The 16,707-nt window shown below is 66.8% G+C and carries 17 protein-coding genes; 8 read left to right on the top strand and 9 right to left on the bottom strand.

Going from position 1 to position 16,707, the window contains the following annotated elements:
- Positions 1 to 72: 72 nt before the first annotated feature.
- Genes ABZ789_RS11090 through ABZ789_RS11075 form a run of 4 tightly spaced genes read right to left on the bottom strand, consistent with a single transcriptional unit; the run spans position 73 to position 3,687 of the window.
- Positions 73 to 714, bottom strand: a complete 642-nt coding sequence (locus ABZ789_RS11090) for a response regulator transcription factor (protein WP_358423330.1) — start codon at positions 712 to 714, stop codon at positions 73 to 75.
- A complete protein-coding gene (locus ABZ789_RS11085) occupies positions 711 to 1,955 on the bottom strand; it encodes a sensor histidine kinase (protein WP_358423327.1) in 1,245 nt (414 codons plus the stop codon). Before ABZ789_RS11085 ends, ABZ789_RS11090 begins: the two co-directional genes overlap by 4 nt.
- Positions 1,956 to 1,981: 26 nt before the next feature.
- A complete protein-coding gene (locus ABZ789_RS11080) occupies positions 1,982 to 2,767 on the bottom strand; it encodes an ABC transporter permease (RefSeq protein ID WP_358423324.1) in 786 nt (261 codons plus the stop codon).
- 11 nt (positions 2,768 to 2,778) lie between these two features.
- On the bottom strand, positions 2,779 to 3,687 hold the full coding sequence (locus tag ABZ789_RS11075; RefSeq protein WP_358423321.1) for an ABC transporter ATP-binding protein: 909 nt from the start codon (positions 3,685 to 3,687) through the stop codon (positions 2,779 to 2,781).
- A gap of 180 nt (positions 3,688 to 3,867) precedes the next feature.
- On the opposite strand from ABZ789_RS11075, the gene ABZ789_RS11070 reads away from it, so the two are divergent.
- Complete coding sequence (locus ABZ789_RS11070; RefSeq protein ID WP_358423318.1) at positions 3,868 to 4,158, top strand: hypothetical protein; 291 nt, start codon at positions 3,868 to 3,870, stop codon at positions 4,156 to 4,158.
- Positions 4,159 to 4,204: 46 nt separating this feature from the next.
- On the opposite strand, the gene ABZ789_RS11065 is transcribed toward ABZ789_RS11070, so the two are convergent.
- Entirely contained in the window at positions 4,205 to 5,044 is an 840-nt protein-coding gene (locus ABZ789_RS11065; protein ID WP_358423315.1) for an SDR family oxidoreductase, read from the bottom strand.
- A gap of 30 nt (positions 5,045 to 5,074) precedes the next feature.
- Positions 5,075 to 6,346 carry a WS/DGAT domain-containing protein gene (locus tag ABZ789_RS11060; RefSeq protein ID WP_358423885.1) on the bottom strand — a complete coding sequence of 424 codons (1,272 nt, stop codon included), beginning with the start codon at positions 6,344 to 6,346 and terminating at the stop codon, positions 5,075 to 5,077.
- 62 nt (positions 6,347 to 6,408) lie between these two features.
- On the opposite strand from ABZ789_RS11060, the gene ABZ789_RS11055 reads away from it, so the two are divergent.
- On the top strand, positions 6,409 to 8,427 hold the full coding sequence (locus ABZ789_RS11055; RefSeq protein ID WP_358423312.1) for a prolyl oligopeptidase family serine peptidase: 2,019 nt from the start codon (positions 6,409 to 6,411) through the stop codon (positions 8,425 to 8,427).
- 52 nt (positions 8,428 to 8,479) lie between these two features.
- Here the strand turns inward: ABZ789_RS11055 and ABZ789_RS11050 are convergent, their stop codons facing one another.
- Positions 8,480 to 9,484 carry a LacI family DNA-binding transcriptional regulator gene (locus ABZ789_RS11050; RefSeq protein ID WP_358423309.1) on the bottom strand — a complete coding sequence of 335 codons (1,005 nt, stop codon included), beginning with the start codon at positions 9,482 to 9,484 and terminating at the stop codon, positions 8,480 to 8,482.
- A gap of 100 nt (positions 9,485 to 9,584) precedes the next feature.
- Between ABZ789_RS11050 and ABZ789_RS11045 the strand changes: the two genes are divergently transcribed.
- From ABZ789_RS11045 to ABZ789_RS11030, 4 genes are read left to right on the top strand one after another with little or no spacing between them, the layout of a single operon-like run.
- Entirely contained in the window at positions 9,585 to 10,943 is a 1,359-nt protein-coding gene (locus ABZ789_RS11045) for an MFS transporter (protein WP_358423306.1), read from the top strand.
- A complete protein-coding gene (gene aroQ, locus ABZ789_RS11040; protein ID WP_358423303.1) occupies positions 10,940 to 11,404 on the top strand; it encodes a type II 3-dehydroquinate dehydratase in 465 nt (154 codons plus the stop codon). The genes ABZ789_RS11045 and aroQ overlap by 4 nt, the downstream gene beginning before the upstream one ends.
- Positions 11,401 to 12,267 carry a shikimate dehydrogenase gene (locus tag ABZ789_RS11035; RefSeq protein ID WP_358423300.1) on the top strand — a complete coding sequence of 289 codons (867 nt, stop codon included), beginning with the start codon at positions 11,401 to 11,403 and terminating at the stop codon, positions 12,265 to 12,267. The genes aroQ and ABZ789_RS11035 overlap by 4 nt, the downstream gene beginning before the upstream one ends.
- Positions 12,267 to 14,108, top strand: a complete 1,842-nt coding sequence (locus ABZ789_RS11030; RefSeq protein ID WP_358423297.1) for a TIM barrel protein — start codon at positions 12,267 to 12,269, stop codon at positions 14,106 to 14,108. The genes ABZ789_RS11035 and ABZ789_RS11030 overlap by 1 nt, the downstream gene beginning before the upstream one ends.
- Here ABZ789_RS11030 and ABZ789_RS11025 read toward each other — a convergent pair.
- Positions 14,094 to 14,951, bottom strand: coding sequence for an alpha/beta fold hydrolase (locus ABZ789_RS11025; protein ID WP_358423294.1), 858 nt, complete (start codon positions 14,949 to 14,951; stop codon positions 14,094 to 14,096). The genes ABZ789_RS11030 and ABZ789_RS11025 overlap by 15 nt on opposite strands.
- Positions 14,952 to 15,110: 159 nt before the next feature.
- Here ABZ789_RS11025 and ABZ789_RS11020 point away from each other — a divergent pair, with 159 nt between their 5' ends.
- A complete protein-coding gene (locus ABZ789_RS11020; RefSeq protein ID WP_358423291.1) occupies positions 15,111 to 15,464 on the top strand; it encodes a hypothetical protein in 354 nt (117 codons plus the stop codon).
- 97 nt (positions 15,465 to 15,561) lie between these two features.
- The gene (locus tag ABZ789_RS11015; RefSeq protein WP_358423288.1) at positions 15,562 to 15,765 is read left to right on the top strand and encodes a PspC domain-containing protein; all 204 of its coding nucleotides are present in this window, start codon (positions 15,562 to 15,564) and stop codon (positions 15,763 to 15,765) included.
- Positions 15,766 to 15,881: 116 nt separating this feature from the next.
- On the opposite strand, the gene ABZ789_RS11010 is transcribed toward ABZ789_RS11015, so the two are convergent.
- The gene (locus ABZ789_RS11010) at positions 15,882 to 16,010 is read right to left on the bottom strand and encodes a hypothetical protein (RefSeq protein ID WP_358423286.1); all 129 of its coding nucleotides are present in this window, start codon (positions 16,008 to 16,010) and stop codon (positions 15,882 to 15,884) included.
- Positions 16,011 to 16,707: the final 697 nt, after the last annotated feature.

Genomic DNA, 16,707 nt, shown 5'->3' with positions numbered 1-16,707 from the left:
ATTCCGGTGTCTGCCGATGGTCCGGTTACCGGCCGGTAGCAACGGTGTGCTCGGGGTCGACGGGCCCCGGCGTCAACCCAGGATCCCCCGGTTGTAGGCCACCGCGACCGCGGCGGCTCTGTCCTTCACCTCGAGCTTGGCGAAGATGTGGGTCAGGTGGGTCTTCACCGTGGCCTCGCTGACGAACAACTCCCGGGCGATGGCCCGATTCGACGTGCCCTTCGCGACCAGCGAAAGCACCTCGCGTTCCCTGGCGCTGAGCACTTGTGGGGTCACAGGTGTCCGCATGCGGGTCATCAACCGCGAGGCGACCACCGGCGCGAGCACCGATCGGCCCTGAGCAGCCGCACGTACCGCGTCGAACAATTCGTCACGCGGGGCATCCTTGAGAAGGTAACCGGTGGCTCCGGCTTCGATCGCGGGGAAGATATCGGCATCCGAATCGTAGGTGGTGAGAACGAGCACCCGGCTTCGCGCCTGCCGGTCCCTGAGGTCGGCGATCGCTGCCGCTCCCCCACCGCGTGGCATGCGCAGGTCCATCAACACCACGTCGGGATCGAGTTGCAGCGTGAAGATCACGGCCTCGTGCCCGTCCGATGCCTCACCCACGACCACGAATTCCGTCGTCGCAGAGAACATCCCGCGCAGCCCGTCCCGCACCACGGGATGATCGTCGACGATGAGCACCGAGATCGGTTCGCCCGAAGCCGTCACGACACGTCCTGACTCACCGGAGTCGCGCTCTGGAGCGGGATCAGCACCGAAACAGCCGTCCCCTCGCCTGGTGCCGACTCGATTGTGACGGTGCCGTCCACTCGGGCAGCACGCGATCGCATTCCGCGCAGCCCGAACCCACGCGCCGGTTCCATGGGGGCGAACCCGTTTCCGTCGTCGCGAACATCCACGCTCACTTCGCAGTCCATATACGAGAGCGTGACACCTACCCGTCGCGCATCGGCATGTTTACCGACGTTCGTCAGTGCCTCCTGAACGATCCGCAGCATGGTTGCACCGACGTCGTCGTGCAGAGGGACCGGTGTGCCTGTGACGGTGAACTCGGCGCGGACCCCGGTCTCCCGCGACCACACGGCGAGCGTGTGAGCCAGCACGACATCGAGCGCGTCGTGCTCGAGCGCTTCCGGGACGAGGTCCTGCACCGATCGACGGGCGTCGCCGAGACTGCGTCGAGCGAGTGCAGTCGCCGTTTCGACGTGACGGCGTGCTGTTTCCCGATCGGCGGCGTCCTGCGCGGCCTGCAACTGGGTGACGATCCCGACCAGCCCCTGCGCGAGGGTGTCGTGGATTTCGGCAGCGAGACGACGTCGCTCGTCGTCGATCCCCGCTTCCCGGGCATGCACCAGAAGCTGAGCGTGGAGGGCCTGATTCTCGGCCAGCGCCCGCTCGAGCTGCTCGTTCGTCCGTTCGAGTTCGCCGATTACCTCGAGCCGCTCGAGACTTTGCTGCTCGTCGCGTTCGGCGAGCCTCATCATCACCAGCGAAATCGAGGCGTTGAGGGCTATCAGGAGACCGAAAGCAATCCACATGGTGCGGCTTTGCGGCGGCATCCCCCCGGCCTGTGAGCCCGCCACCGTCACCGCCGTTACGATCACGCCCAACCGGATCCAGCGCTCCGGCAACATCACGTGGGCATCCAAGTAGCCTGCTGCGGCATAGAACGCGAAGAACGGGTTGAGCCAGCTCAGAGCGAACGCCAGGCCCGACCGGACCACAAAATGACCGGTGTCCTGTTCCTGCATCGAGCGGCGACGAAGCGACCGCTGTAGTTCCCAACCCGCTGCGACGACTGTGAGCACCGCTGCCACGTACCGCTCGGCAGGGCTCATCAGCAGCGACGCGCTACCGGCGGACATCACCGTGCCGGTGGCCAGTAGAGCAGGTGGCCCCCACCTGTAGTACCGCGTCCAGTGGTCCTGAGCAGTCGTCGACGCCGTCACGTCTTCCAGAATGACGGTCGGCCGGCTCACTGCCAACGGAACCATCGGATCGCAATCCCGCTGAGCACGACCGTCCAGCCGATGACAATCGCCATCCCACCGAGGTCGAGCCCGCCTCCGGCTGCGGTCTGGTCGAGGAGTTGCGCTGCAGCACCGAAAGGTGTCAGTTCCACAATCCGCTGCAGCAACTCGGGCATCGTCTGCACCGGCAGCCATACGCCGGCGCAGAACAACATCGGGAAGAACACGATCGTCCCCAACGTCTGGGCGATGCGCACCGACGGCGACACCGCGGCGAGCATCGCACCCAGGCTCAGTGCCGCCGCAAGAGTGACGAGGACGGCGAGGCCGTAACCCCACGGTCGAGCGGGGAACTCCACCGCGAAAGCGATTCGCCCGACGAGCAACGCGAGAACTACGGACGCCAGGACCGTCACGGCGTGCGTCACGATCTGCGCGATCAACAGATCCGCCGGACGGGCCGGAGTCACTGCCAGCCTACGTAGGATGCCGCGTTCCCGATAGGAAGCCAACACGGCGGGCATCGTCTGGATGCCGGCCACGATCATCGCCACCAGAATGGCCACGGGGACATACAGATCGATCACGCGCAGGCCACCGAGTCCGGGATCGGGCTCCCGGAAGGCCGGGATCAGACCGAGGATCGACATGATCAGCGTGGGGAACACGAGAATCCAGAACATCGCACCGGGTTCTCGTGTGAACAGACGTGCCTCGGTCCGTAGGACGGCGAGCAACGCCGAGGATTTCGGGCCGTCCGTCTGCGACGTCTCGACCAATCGACTTCTCATGACGTGGTTGTTCACGGCAGTGTCCCGCTTTCGGTCAGATCGAGGTAGGCATCGTCGAGGGTCGCTTCGACGATGCGGAGGCGCTCGGCTGTGAGTCCCCGGGAACCGAGCAGGGTGAGTACCGCATGGATGGAATCCTCGTTGCCGTCGACGACCACCCTCTCCTGGACGGTCCGCACGGAGACCACACCGGGCAAGGACTCGAGCAGCGCGAGGTCGAGCGGGCCGGACGGGTGGAACGAGACGACAACTGCTGCCGACGCCTGCCCGATCAGTTCCCCCGGGCTGCCCAGCGCCCGGATGCGCCCGGAGTCGAACACCGCGACCCGATCACACAGTCGCTCCGCCTCTTCCATGAAATGGGTGACGAGCAGGACAGTGACGCCCGAATCACGGACCTCTTCGATCAGCGCCCAGGTGTCGCGACGCCCCCGCGGGTCGAGCCCGGTGGTGAGCTCGTCGAGGACGACCACCCGCGGCGACCCGATCAGTGCCAGCGCGATGAAGAGCCGCTGTTTCTGTCCCCCGGACAGTTTCGCGAACCGGCTGCCGAGCAGACCGCTCAGGCCGAGCCGTTCGGCGAGGAGAGCGCCGTCGGCGGGCCGGGCGTAGAACGAAGCGTAGAGATCGAGTGCTTCCCGGACGGTCAGCTTCGCCTGGAGCTCGCTCTCCTGCAATTGGGTCCCGAGCAGTTCCGTGACCGTGTTGCGGTCGGCGATCGGGTCCAGACCGGCCACCCGGACGATGCCGGCATCGGGTTTCCGGAGGCCGGAGACGCATTCGACGGCCGTGGTCTTGCCCGCCCCGTTCGGTCCGACGATCCCGAAGATCTCACCTTCGTGGACCTCGAAGCTCACGTCGTCGACGACGACGCGGCCCTTGTACGACTTCCGCAAGTTGTTCACTTCGACGAGTGGCATGTCCAGAGAGTGCTGCACGGCGCCGATCGTGCACATCGCCCGACCGTCTCGACCGGTATCCACCGATCGGATGATGACGCATGCCGGTCGATTCGGGCATGATGTCGCCGTGCGTGTTCCCCGTCGAGAACTACCCGCGCGGCGCGAGGCCGCTCGGGTGTTCGACACGGGAGAACACACATGGAATACAACGCGATGATCGAACTCGACGTCTACATCGATCTGCTGACCGACGATGAGATCGTCGACTTCATCGAGCCGATCGCCGGGCATCACGGCGCGCTGGGTCGTGGCGACAACGGCCGTGTCCTTCTCACGATCACTATCGACTCCGTCGATGCGATCCACGCGACGCGGTTCGTGCGCGACCTGATGCGCATCTCGTATGCGCCTTATCGCGTCAACTCGGTGGATGTGCTGCCCACCAGCGCTTTCGACGCGATCTTCGGGTTCGGTGACTACTTCTGCTGACGCGCGGGGGTGGGGTGCGATTCCTTGCGGACCCCACCGTCGTGCGTCAGCGTGCGAAGGAGCGCATCTTGCGTAGGTAACCCGGGATCGAACGGAACGGGACCCGGACGGGCCAGTCGTCCGGCCGGAAGTACGCCTCGGTTCCACCGTCGACGACCACGACGCTGCCTGCCATGAAGTCCGCGGCCGGCGACAGCATGAACTCGACCCACTGCGCGATCTGGTCGGCCTGCCCGAAGCCGCCGACCGGGACCGGGAAACTCTCCACGGCCTTCTTCAGGGGGCTTTCGAGCTGAGCGTCGAGCAACGGGGTGGAGATCGCTCCCGGGGCAAGCACGTTCATGCGGATACCGGATCCCGCCCACTGGGGAGTCACCGCGGTACGCCGCACCCACCGGGTGACCGCGATCTTCGACGCCGCGTACGTGAACGCCGGCCCCGACGCTCCGATGCGGGTGGCGCGAGCGACACCTTTGTCCATGTCCCCGGCGAGGAATGCCTTCACCGCCGAATTCGGCACGCCGGGCGTGGTGGTCGCCGAATTCGACCCGAACACCACGACCTTGCTGTCGCCGGTCGCGGCGAGCGCGGGACGCCAGCCGACCAGCAGGTCGAGCACCCCGCGCAGGTTGACCTGCGCGATCAGTTTCTCCTTGCCGGGCGTCGGCCCCAGCCCGGCGGCAAGGACGGCACCGTCGAGCCGGCCCTCCGCCCGGTCGAGCGTCGCCCGAACGGCGTCCGAACGGCCCTGTGGAGTCGACAGATCCGCAAGGATCTCGGTGTCCTTCAGGTCGATTCCGATCACTGTGTGTCCAGCAGCGCGCAACCTCTCCGCGCTCGCCCTGCCCATTCCGGACGCAGCGCCGGTCACCGCGTACACCGCCATGTGGTTCTCCATCCTTCGGTCCGAGGCACGTTAGCGCGAGGTGACCGCCTCGCGCAGCAGTGCGACGTACCGAGCGAGACCGGCCACGTCGACGACGTCGGGTGAGGTGGTGACCGACAACGTCACCGTGTCGCCGATCCCGTGCACGCCGTGGGTGAGAGCCTGGACGGGCGACAGGCCCGGAAATCCGGAGGTGAACCGCACTCGGCCGCCTCCGAGCACGAGATCTGCAGGGCCGCGGTGGACGCTCGAGACCACGGTGTTGCCCGTGACGGTGGGCGGGACGACCGACAGGTCGAGACGGTCGGTGCCGAATCGCAGCAGGGGCGCCGGGACGTGGTCGTCGGTGCGGGCACGGACGGCCATCGCCGGATGACGAGCACGGGTGCGCTGCCGCGCGAGATCGGCGGCGATCGCCGCGGCGCGTGCGGCCGGATCCGCGATCCCGCAGTGCAGGTCGACACCGACGTTGCGGTAGCTGTTGCGGGAGGTGCCCGGCGCCACCGCGACCGGCACCTCCGCCGACAACTCGTCGACCCCGAGGAAGGCCGACAGTGCAGCACCGATCGCGGTGAGTGCGCCGGTGGTGACGGTACCCAGGCGGCGCAGTTCGGCGGCGTCGCACACGAGCATGCGCACGATCCGGCGCGGTCCGGGTGCGGTGTTCACCGCGACCAGCGGCCGACCCGGGGTGGGCTGCGGAACCGAGGGGTCGGACAGTTGCTTCTCCGCCGCCACCGCGCGTCGCCCGTCAGCGATCACGCGGGGAATCGACAACGGCAGCCGCAGCGCAGCCCGCGCGAGCATCCCGGCCGGTGAGGGGGCGCGCGGCGGAGAAGTGGGCGGCGCCGTCCCCGACAGCAGATCACGAGCGAGTGCCGAGGTGCGCACTCCGTCCGCGAACGCGTGCGACATCTGCAGGACGACGACGAGCGCGGGACGTCTTCCGCGCGGAGCACCGGTGACCTGGGGAAAGAGGTGCAGGCGCCAGGGCGACGTCCTGACGTCGACGCGGGTCCCGACGAGACCGGACAGCACATCGAGCATCGATTCGTAGTCGTCCACCTCGTGCACGGCGACATCGTCGTCGGCCGGTCCGCGAGCCGTCCAGTAGGGATAGTCGAGACCGCCGGGCACCTCGACCATGCGAACCTGCAACTCCCCCATGGCGCGCGCGTGCGCCCGCAATTCGGCGAGCACTTCCGCGAACGGCACGGCGGGTGCGTCGAAACAGTAGAGCGCGAAAAGGTCGCTCGGGATGCGGTCGCCGGTCCATTCCCGGCGCGCGTCCGACGGATGCATCTGCACGAGGTCACAGTCTGCACGGTGCCCGCCACCCACCCGAGGCGGGTATGAATGGGTTCATGAGCGACGACACGACCGATCCGCACCTGTGGCTCGAAGACGTCACCGGTGAGGAACAACTCGACTGGGTGCGTGCCCACAACGACCGGACGGTCGAGGCGTACACCCGCGCCGACAGCTTCACCGACCTCGAATCCCGTATCCGCGAGGTGTTCGACACCGACGCCCGTATCCCGTACGCGCGTCGGCGGGGTGAGTATCTCTACAACTACTGGCGGGACGCCGAGCACGTGCGCGGTCTGTGGCGACGCACCACGATGGAGCAGTACCTGCGGGAGGAGCCCGAGTGGGACGTCCTCGTCGACCTCGATGTCCTCGCTGAGCAGGAAGGCGAGAACTGGGTGTGGTCGGGCGCCCAGGTGTTGCGGCCCGATCAGACTCGCGCGCTCGTCAGCATGTCGCGCGGCGGTGCCGACGCGAGCGTGATCCGCGAGTTCGACCTCGTGAGCCGACGGTTCCTCTCCGGTCCGGACAGCTTCGAACTCCCCGAAGCGAAGACGGACATCGGCTGGATCGACGCCGATACCGTCTATGTGGGCACGGATTTCGGGGACGGCTCACTCACCGACTCCGGTTATCCGCGCCTCGCCAAGAGGTGGCGGCGCGGCACGCCGATCGAACAGGCCGAGACCGTTTTCGAGGGTGAACGCGCAGATGTCGCCGTCTCCGCCTGGTACGACAACACCCCCGGTTTCGAGCGCAGCTTCGTCGACCGGGCGATCGATTTCTACCGGGCGCATCGTTTCGAACTGCGGCCGGACGGCGAGCTCGTGAAACTGGATGTCCCCGACGACGCGCGGGTGAGCGTGTACCGCGACCATCTGCTCGTCCGCACCCGGTCCGAATGGCTCGGTCATCCCGCCGGCACGTTGCTCGCCGCGGACTATCCGGCATTCCTCGCCGGCTCCCGGGAGATGAGGGTGCTCTTCGCCCCCGATGAGCGCACCTCGCTCGAGCAGTACGCGTGGACGCAGAACCACCTGCTCGTCGTCACCCTGCGCGACGTCCGGACCCGAGTGCGAGTACTCACTCCCGGAGACGACGGCTGGACCGACGAGGAGTTGCCGGGCGTCCCCGACGCGACGTCGACCTCGATCATCGACGTGGATCCACTCACCGGCGACGACGTCTTCCTCAATTCGAGCGGCTTCACCGTTCCGGCGACGCTGCTGTCCGGAACCGTGGGCAACAGAGTCGAGGCGATCAAGCAGGCACCGTCGTTCTTCGACGCCGAGGACATCGCCGTCGAACAATACTTCGCGACGTCCGACGACGGCACGCAGGTACCCTACTTCGTGGTGGGCAAGAAGACCGAAATACCTACTCCCACAATGCTGTACGGGTACGGCGGTTTCGAGAACTCGATGGTGCCGGCCTACAGCGGCAGCGTCGGGCGGGCCTGGCTCGAGCGCGGATACACCTATGTCGTCGCCAACATCCGCGGCGGTGGAGAGTACGGACCCACCTGGCACACCCAGGCGCTCAAGGAGAATCGCCACAAGGTCTTCGAGGACTTCGCCGCGGTCGCGAAAGATCTCGTCGCGCGCGGGATCACCACCGCCACACAACTGGGCATCCAGGGTGGCAGCAACGGCGGCCTGCTCATGGGCGTGATGCTCACCCGCTATCCCGAACTGTTCGGGGCGATCGTGTGCCAGGTGCCGTTGCTCGATATGAAGCGGTACCACCTGCTGCTGGCCGGTGCGTCGTGGATGGCCGAGTACGGCGACCCGGAAGACCCCGACGAGTGGGCGTTCCTGAGCAAGTACTCGCCGTACCAGAACACCGACCCCGACGCGAAGTACCCGCCGATCCTCCTCACCACCTCGACGCGTGACGACCGCGTGCACCCCGGCCACGCGCGGAAGATGGTCGCGCGCCTCGAGGAGCAGGGCCACGAGGTCTGGTACTACGAGAACATCGAGGGCGGCCACGGTGGCGCCGCGGACAACGCGCAGGCGGCGTTCAAGTCGGCGTTGACGTTCACCTTCCTGGCCGAAAAGCTCACCGACCGGTGAACTTCCGGGAGGTTGTGTGCGTTTCCGTCGCGGAAATCGCATACGACCTCCCTCATCGTGCCGCACCGGTGGACTCGCGGACGACGAGCTGGGTGGGGAGGACGAGTTCGTCGGCCACCGCGACCCCGCCGTAGGCCTGACGGCCGAGCATCTCGATGGCGCGCGCGCCGGCGTCCTCGGGGCGTTCGGCGAGCGTGGTGAGCGACGGCCGGCACAGCTCCGAACCGAAGACGTTGTCGAAACCGATCACGCTCATGCGCCCGGGCACCGCCACTCCGCGTTCACCGAGACGTCGCAGCACACCGATGGCGAGCATGTCGTTGTGACACACCACCGCGGTGGCGTCGGCCGCCACGGCTGCGTCCGCTGCGGCGGCACCACCACCGAGGGTCGGGGAGTACGGACCGAAGCGGCGCACCTGCATTCCGCGTTCCGACGCGGCAGTCCGTAGACCGGCCCACCGCCGCGCTCCCGACCACGATTCGGGTGGGCCCCCGAGGAACAACAGCGATCGATGCCCGAGTGACGCGAGATGGTCGACGATCTGACGCGTTCCCGCCTCGTAATCTGCTACAACACAAGAAATGCCGCGAACAGCGCGGTTGACGAGAGTCACGGCGTCGAGTTCCGCGATGCGCCGCAGGTCGTCGTCGGGAATACGAGAGGCGGCCAGGACGAAGCCGTCCACCGCCGGTCCGAGCCTGCGAACGATGCGCGCTTCGCCGGCCGCACTCTCCTGGGAATCGGCGAGGACCAGCGTTCGACCGGACGCGGCGGCGGACCGTTCGGCACCCTTGATCACCCCGGCGAAGAACGGATTGGTGATGTCGGGGACGAGAAGCGCGAGCGTGTTGGTACGCCCCGATTCGAGTGCGCGCGCCGCCGCGTTCGGCGCGTAGCCGAGTCGTTCCGCGACCTCGAGGACGTGCTGCCGGGTGACGGCGTTGACCCTGCCGGGCACGGTGAACGCACGGGACACGGTGGACGGGGCCACTCCTGCTTCCCGGGCGACATCGGTGATGGTGGCCCGTTTCCTCGCACGCGGTGCAGCCGACATAGCGCCAGTATGGCAAAAAATGGCAAACGATTGCCGTGCGCTGCGCCACACTCCTACCGTCGGTGTGTATCCGACACTGCAGACACCCAGAAGGCATCCGATGACAGAGAACACCGCAGTGCAGCGCACGCCCCGCAAGGCGGCACTCGCCGCGTGGAGCGGCAGCGCACTGGAGTACTACGACCTGGCGATCTACGGCACCGCCGCCGCGCTCGTCTTCCCCGAGATCTTCTTCCCCGAGGGGAACCAGGCGGTGGCGACCGTCGCCTCGCTCGCCACCTTCGGTGTCGCCTACGTCGCCCGGCCGTTCGGTTCCATCCTGATGGGCCACATCGGCGACCGCTTCGGCCGCAAGTTGATCCTCGTGGGCACCTTGCTTCTGATGGGTTTCTCGACCTTCCTCATCGGCTGTCTGCCCACCTACGGACAGATCGGGATGGTCGCACCGATCCTGCTGGTCGTGTTGCGACTCCTCCAAGGTCTGTCCGCTGCGGGCGAGCAGGCCGGCGCGAACTCGATGTCGTTCGAGCACGCACCCGACAACCGGCGCGGCTTCTTCACCAGCTGGACACTGAGCGGCACGCAGGGCGGGCAGGTGCTCGCGCCGCTGATGTTCCTGCCCGTGATCGCCCTGCTCTCCGAGGAGCAGTTGCAATCCTGGGGCTGGCGGGTGCCCTTCTGGATCAGCGCCGTCATCGTCCTGATCGGTTTCCTCATCCGCCGCAGCCTCGACGAGACCCCCGAATTCCACGCCGAGAAGAAGACCGACACCGCCCCGAAGGCGCCGCTGACCGTGCTGTTCCGGCACCACCGGACCGGCGTGCTCCGGGTGTTCTTCGCCGCCTTCATCGCGATGGTCAACACCGCTTTCCAGGTGTTCGCCCTCAATTTCGCCACGGCAGACGAATACGGCATCGGCATCAGCGACAGCACGATGCTGTGGCTGGCGATCATCGCCAATGTCATCGCTGTGGCAACCATCCCCCTGTGGGCTCTGCTGTCGGACCGGATCGGTCGCAAGCCGGTCTTCGTCTCAGGCCTGATCGGCAGCGCCGTCATGGTCACGGCATTCCTCTGGTCGATCTCGCGGGGCGATGTGCCGCTCGTCCTCGTCACCGGAATCCTGCTCGCCGGCGTCGTCTACAGCATGCCCAACGCAGTGTGGCCCGCCACCTACGCCGAGTACTTCCCCACGAGCGTCCGTCTGTCGGGCATGGCCATCGGTACCCAGTTCGGCTTCGCGCTCGCCGGCTTCACCCCGGCGATCGCGGGCTCGCTCATGGGCGGCAACGCCGACAACTGGTATCGCGTGGCCCTGTTCTGCGTCGGCGCCGTCGTCATCTCGCTGATCGCGGTGGCCACCGGACCCTCCGGCACCCACCGCATCCCCACCCGTGAGGTCGGCCTGCGGCCGCACGACCACAGCACCGCATCCGCTCCTGCCGGAGTCGCATCGTGAACGCACGTCCGACGATCGCGGTACTCAACGGGCCCAATCTCGCTCTGCTCGGTCGACGCGAACCTCATCTCTACGGCACCGCCACGCTGGCGGACATCGAGAGGTCGTGCCGCCGCACCGCCGACGGCCCGGGTTTCGACATCGACTTCCGACAGACCAACCACGAGGGAACCCTCGTCGATCAGATTCACGAGCTGCGCGACTCGGCAGTCGGTTTCGTCATCAACGCGGCCGCGTACACGCACACCTCCGTCGCACTGCACGATGCGCTCGCGACCGTCACGGCACCGATCGTGGAAGTCCACCTGACCAATGTGCATGCACGTGAAGCGTTCCGGCACCGATCGTTCGTCGCGCCCGTCGCGAAGGCCGTGATCGCCGGATGCGGACCCGAGGGCTACACCTTCGCCGTCCGCCACCTGATCGCGCTCGCCACCGACACCGAGGAAACTGCTCCATGACCACCTCCGTTCCCCCGCGGAACTCCATCCTGCTGGGACTTCTCGGCGCCGGCATCGGCGGTTCTCTCACCCCTGCCATGCAGGAGCGGGAAGGATCCGCCGCAGGCCTGAATCTGACCTACCGCCTGCTCGACGCCGAGCAGATCGGTTACGCCGCCGACGATCTTCCCGACATGCTCTACTGGGCGAAACGCTTCGGTTTCGACGGATTGAACATCACCCACCCGTTCAAGCAGGTGGTCATTCCTCTGCTCGATGAATTGTCCGACGACGCCGAAGATCTCGGCGCCGTCAACACCGTGGTCTTCCGGGACGGACGTGCCCTCGGACGCAACACCGACTGGTCGGGCTGGGGGCGAGCCTTCCGCCGCCGGTTGCCCGCTTCGGTCTCCGACCGTGCCGTACTCGTCGGGGCGGGCGGTGCCGGCTCGGCCGTCGGGTATGCACTGCTCGCACAGGGCGCCGAACACGTCTCGATCGTCGATGTCGACGTCGAGAAGGCACACGCCTGCGCCACACGTCTCGCCAAGCGGTTCGGTGACGACCGGGTCTGCGCGACCACCGACCTCAGCGGTTCCCTTGCCACCGCGCGGGGACTCGTCAACGCCACCCCGACGGGGATGACCGGCCATCCGGGCCTGCCGGTGCCCGCCGACCTCGTGCGCGAGGACCTGTGGGTGTCCGACGTCGTGTACTTTCCCCTCGAAACCGAACTGATCCGTCTCGCCCGTTCTCGCGGATGCCGCGTCGTGCCAGGCGGCGGAATGGCCGTCTTCCAGGCCGTGGGTGCCTTCGAATATTTCACCGGACGCGAGCCCGACGCCGAACGAATGGCCCGACACTTCGAGGAGCTGACCAGCTGATGCGCCGTGGAATCGCTACCGTTTCACTATCCGGCGTTCTCGCCGACAAACTCGACGCGATCGCCGAGGCCGGTTTCGACGGGATCGAGATCTTCGACAACGATCTGACGGCCTCACCGTTGTCCCCCACCGAGGTGGCGCGTCGATGTTCCGATCTGGGACTGACCGTCGATCTGTTCCAGCCGATCCGCGACATCGAGGGGATCGAACCGGCGCGGTTCTCCGATGTCCTGCACCGCGTCCGACGCAAGCTCGAAGTGATGGACCAGCTGGGTGCGAGAACCTTCCTGGCGTGCTCGAATGCGCTGCCGACCGCACTCGACGACCCCGGCCTCTCGGCCGCACAACTGCACGCCGTCGGCGAGCTCGCCGCCGATTTCGGCGTCACCTTCGCCTACGAAGCACTGGCCTGGGGGCGGCACGTCAACCGCGTCGGACAGGCATGGAGCCTGGTCCAGCGCGCCGACCACCCGGCCGTGACACTGGCCGTCGACACATTCCACATGCTCGCCCGCGGCGACGACGGAACCGCCCTGGCCGGTATCCCGGGGGATCGAATCGGTTTCCTGCAGGTCGCCGACGCCCCCGTGCTCGACATGAACGTCCTCGAATGGAGCCGGCACTTCCGGTGCTTCCCGGGCCAGGGCATGCTCGACGTCTCGGGTGTCGTAGCGGCCGTTCTCGACACCGGATACGACGGTCCGTTGTCGCTCGAAGTCTTCAGTGATGTGGTCCGCGAAGCGGATCCGTATGTGACTGCACGCGACGCGATGCGCTCGCTGTTGTTCCTCGAAGATCGGCTCGGCGCGCGGGTCTCGGGTGTCGCCCGGGAGAAGGTGACCGTCGCCCCGCCCCTGCCGGCGCGTACCGACGCTGCGTTCGTCGAACTGGCCGACCCCGACCGCAGCGAATATCCGGCCCTGCTGACCGGTCTCGGCTTCCACCTCGCCGGCAGGCATCGCAGCAAGCCGGTCACGTGGTGGCGCAACGGAGGTGCGAACGTCGTCCTCAACGAGCGGTCCGCGGCGGGACCGGCGCCGACCGCGCTGGGACTCGTCGCGCCCGATGTCGCCGCGGTGTCGGAGCGGGCCGCGAACCTGCTGTGGCCCGCTGTCGACCGGACGCGTGGGGAGGGTGAGGCCGACCTGCCGGGCATCACGTCCCCGTCCGGTCTTCACGTCTTCGTCAGTGCCTCGCCCGGCGAACCCGACGACTGGCGTCGCGACTTCCTACCGCACGACGGCACTGCGGAGCCGCAACCGGGCGGGAACGACTGGCTCGGCCTGGACCACGTCGATGTCACCGTCACCGCCGATGATCTGAATCAGGAGATGTCGTTCTTCCGCACCCTGTTCGGGCTGCGGCCGGAGGATCCGGAGGAGTACATCCAGCCCCATGGCCGGCTGCGGATCCGTGCTCTGCGTGCCGAGCAGGGCGACCTGCGGGTCGCATTGCAGGTCTCGGAGGCCGGTTCGGCGCCTCGACGCCGTGGCATCACGCAGTTGGCCTTCGCGACCGCGGATGCGGTCGGGGCGGTGCGCCGTGCCCGTGCGCGGGGTGTCGAATTCCTACGACCACCCGCCAATTACTATGCCGATCTCGATGCACGCTTCGCCCTGGGCACCGACCTTCTCACCGTGCTGCGGGAGAACGATCTGTTCTACGACCGCAACGACGAGGGCGGTGAACTCCTGCACGCCTACACCCTGCCGGTGCAGGGCGGATTCCAGGTCGAGTTGCTCGAACGACGCGGCGGTTACTCGGGCTACGGCGCCGCCGACGCGCACGTCCGGCTCGCCGCTCTCACGGCACCGACAACGGTCGCGTCAACGGTCACGTAGCCAGGCGACGACCTCGGCGACGGTGTCATCACTGTCGCGGATCCACCCGTTGTGACCGAGCGGCCGCGGGTTGTGCCATTCGGTGATGTCGGCGCGCGGCAGTTTCCCGAGCAGGTGTCGCGCGGAGGCCACAGGTGTGAGGTTGTCGTCGTCGATGGTGATCGACAGAACGGGCAGAGTCAGCCTGCCGACGCGTTCCTCGTAGTCGATGTCCGCCCCTTCAGGTTCGAATCGCCCTGTGCGAGCGAGTCCGGCCCAGTCGGAGATCAGCACACGCGACTGCCGGCCGAAGCCGCCGACGTCGATACGGTCGCCGGGCCAGAACCCCGCGAGAGCCGCGGTGAGCGACATCGCGGTCGCGCCGACCAGCAGACCCGGCCCCCGGATTCCACTGTGGTGCCGGTAGTACGGGGTTCCGGAGGCGACGAGAATCAGTCCGCCGAGGCGGCCGCGGACACGGGCGGCGTAGAGCACGCCGAGTTGCCCACCCATCGAATGGCCGAGCAGATACGGCGTCGAGTCGGGAAACCTCTCCCGCACGACTTCGAACACCGCGGGAAAATGCGTGGCGACGATCTCGTGGTAACCATAGGTGCTGTCCGGACCCGGACGAGGCCGGCTGTCTCCTTGACCGGCGAGCTCACAGATCGCCGCGTCGAATCCGTGATCGGCGAGGGCCTGGGCGAAGGGTTCGTAATAGCCGGCCGGAATCCCGAGTCCGGGCACGACAACCACCACGGCGCGGGAGGCGTCGCGGCGCGTCTCGTGTTCGTGGTCGGGTCCCGGAAACAGGCGCACCGGCGTGGTCGTGCCACCGGGTAGCTGGATCGGTACGGTCTCCACCGGCCCAGACTAGGCCGATACGTGCGCACCGGTCACCGATTTCCGCGCCCACCCCGAGTCCGGTTCTCGGGGTCGGGATGGGGGACGCGCCCCGATGTGCTCGGGTGGGGGCGCGGCGGACGATCGAAGGGTCCGATCCCGTAACCCTCGGAGGATCCCATGCCAGACCGCCCCGAACACTCCCGCTTCGCGACCGCCACCTTCACGGGCGCTGCCGTGTCACTGGGAGCCGTCGCCCTTCTTCTCGGAACAGGTACCGCCACAGCACAACCCGCCCCGGTCGTCGTCGGCATGAACGAACGCGCCGCGGTCGACGTGCTTACCGCGACCGATGTGCCGTACGCGATCGTGAACCGTTCCGGCTTCGCCGGCGGCCACTGCACCGTGACCTCCCAGCGCGACCGGGGGTACCACACCGTCGTCGAGTACGAATACGACCGGGCCGACGGCGAGTTCGACCGCATCGAACGTCAGGTGTGGCGGGGCATCGGACTGACGATCGTCTGCCGCTGAGCGGTCCGCGGCGGCGTCGACCCCCAGAAGAAGATCAGGGTCGAGATCCGGGTCGGTCCCCGATGTGCCGGAACTGCTGCCGCGACAGGATGAGTGCATGAACTTCGAGAATCAGTCTCCCCGCCCCTTCACCCGCTCGTCGTCCCAGCGCATGCTCGGTGGTGTATGTGCCGGGCTGGCCGACTATTTCGGCATCGACATCAATCTCGTCCGCGCCGGCGCAGTGCTGGCAGCCTTCATCACCGGCGGCACCGCCGTGCTGCTCTACCTCGCACTGTGGATGTTGATGCCCGAGGGCTGAACCGAATTCCCGAAGGGTCGACGAAGCTCGCAGGGTCGAGATAAACCTCGCAGCCCCGGTGGTTGTCCACCGGGGCTGCGAGGTTTACGTACGCCTTGCGTACTTCGAGGCGAGAGTTACTGGACACTGCCCTCGAGTACCGCGCTGCCGCTTTCGAGCAGCTCGCCGGCGCTACCGGTCTCCGGCAACTCGGAGCTACCGAACACCTGAAGGACCGAGGCCAGAAGTTCGAGAATAGCGTCCATGTCAATCTCCTTCGTTCGATGAATCCGAACGGATCTCGTTCAGTTCTTCCGTGAACCCGAATTCCAACGGGCTCGGTCCATTTTGAACACAGATGTGCAGATGTCGCGAGCCGAGAAATCGAATCAGCCACTGTGACGGTAATCACATTTAATATTGCGATCACATAGATGCAGTTCGGGGCAGGTTTCGCCGAGTCGACAAATATTCGCACCCATAATGCATGTTTCGTATCGATAATTCCGAATCGCCTCGAATATGCGACTCGACCACCGCTGTGCGGGGCACCCCGCCCCGGAACGCGCCGCTCCATTCTCCGGAAATCAATTCACCCGAGCACTTTTACGCTCACCTACTCGACGCCCCAGCTCACGGGTACTTGCGGACCCGGAGAAAACACGAGCCCGATCCCACCGCAGCGGGATCGGGCTCGTACAGTTCGGGGAGGGGCAAAAATGCGTCGCACTGCCGCCCCGGGTCGATGGCGGGATTACAGCGAGCCGGTCAACAACTCCGGACCGATCACCAAGAACAGCTGGATGAGCTGACCGACAACTTCGAGGCCGTTCGAAATGCTTCCCATCTTTCCTCCAGGTATTTGCCGAAGACGTCAGATCTCCGGTCATCGGGTACAGCAGGACGGAACAGTGCAGAGCGGTGTCGCGCGAGGAACAGCGTCAGCTGAAGAACTGCGCGCTC

The sequence above is a fragment of the Rhodococcus sp. NPDC047139 genome (assembly GCF_040643435.1).
Taxonomy (GTDB): Bacteria; Actinomycetota; Actinomycetes; order Mycobacteriales; family Mycobacteriaceae; genus Rhodococcus.
This window is presented reverse-complemented; position numbering and strand designations above follow the sequence as displayed.

Bases quoted from the DNA above. Each gene is read 5' to 3' on its own strand.
- ABZ789_RS11065 (WP_358423315.1), bottom strand. From the start codon at position 5,044: ATGGCGGTGTACGCGGTGACCGGCGCTGCGTCCGGAATGGGCAGGGCG.
- ABZ789_RS11010 (WP_358423286.1), bottom strand. From the start codon at position 16,010: ATGGACGCTATTCTCGAACTTCTGGCCTCGGTCCTTCAGGTGTTCGGT.
- ABZ789_RS11020 (WP_358423291.1), top strand. From the start codon at position 15,111: ATGCCAGACCGCCCCGAACACTCCCGCTTCGCGACCGCCACCTTCACG.
- ABZ789_RS11080 (WP_358423324.1), bottom strand. From the start codon at position 2,767: ATGAGAAGTCGATTGGTCGAGACGTCGCAGACGGACGGCCCGAAATCC.
- ABZ789_RS11060 (WP_358423885.1), bottom strand. From the start codon at position 6,346: ATGCATCCGTCGGACGCGCGCCGGGAATGGACCGGCGACCGCATCCCG.
- ABZ789_RS11015 (WP_358423288.1), top strand. From the start codon at position 15,562: ATGAACTTCGAGAATCAGTCTCCCCGCCCCTTCACCCGCTCGTCGTCC.
- ABZ789_RS11045 (WP_358423306.1), top strand. From the start codon at position 9,585: ATGACAGAGAACACCGCAGTGCAGCGCACGCCCCGCAAGGCGGCACTC.
- ABZ789_RS11070 (WP_358423318.1), top strand. From the start codon at position 3,868: ATGGAATACAACGCGATGATCGAACTCGACGTCTACATCGATCTGCTG.
- ABZ789_RS11050 (WP_358423309.1), bottom strand. From the start codon at position 9,484: ATGTCGGCTGCACCGCGTGCGAGGAAACGGGCCACCATCACCGATGTC.
- ABZ789_RS11075 (WP_358423321.1), bottom strand. From the start codon at position 3,687: ATGCCACTCGTCGAAGTGAACAACTTGCGGAAGTCGTACAAGGGCCGC.
- ABZ789_RS11030 (WP_358423297.1), top strand. From the start codon at position 12,267: ATGCGCCGTGGAATCGCTACCGTTTCACTATCCGGCGTTCTCGCCGAC.
- ABZ789_RS11055 (WP_358423312.1), top strand. From the start codon at position 6,409: ATGAGCGACGACACGACCGATCCGCACCTGTGGCTCGAAGACGTCACC.
- ABZ789_RS11035 (WP_358423300.1), top strand. From the start codon at position 11,401: ATGACCACCTCCGTTCCCCCGCGGAACTCCATCCTGCTGGGACTTCTC.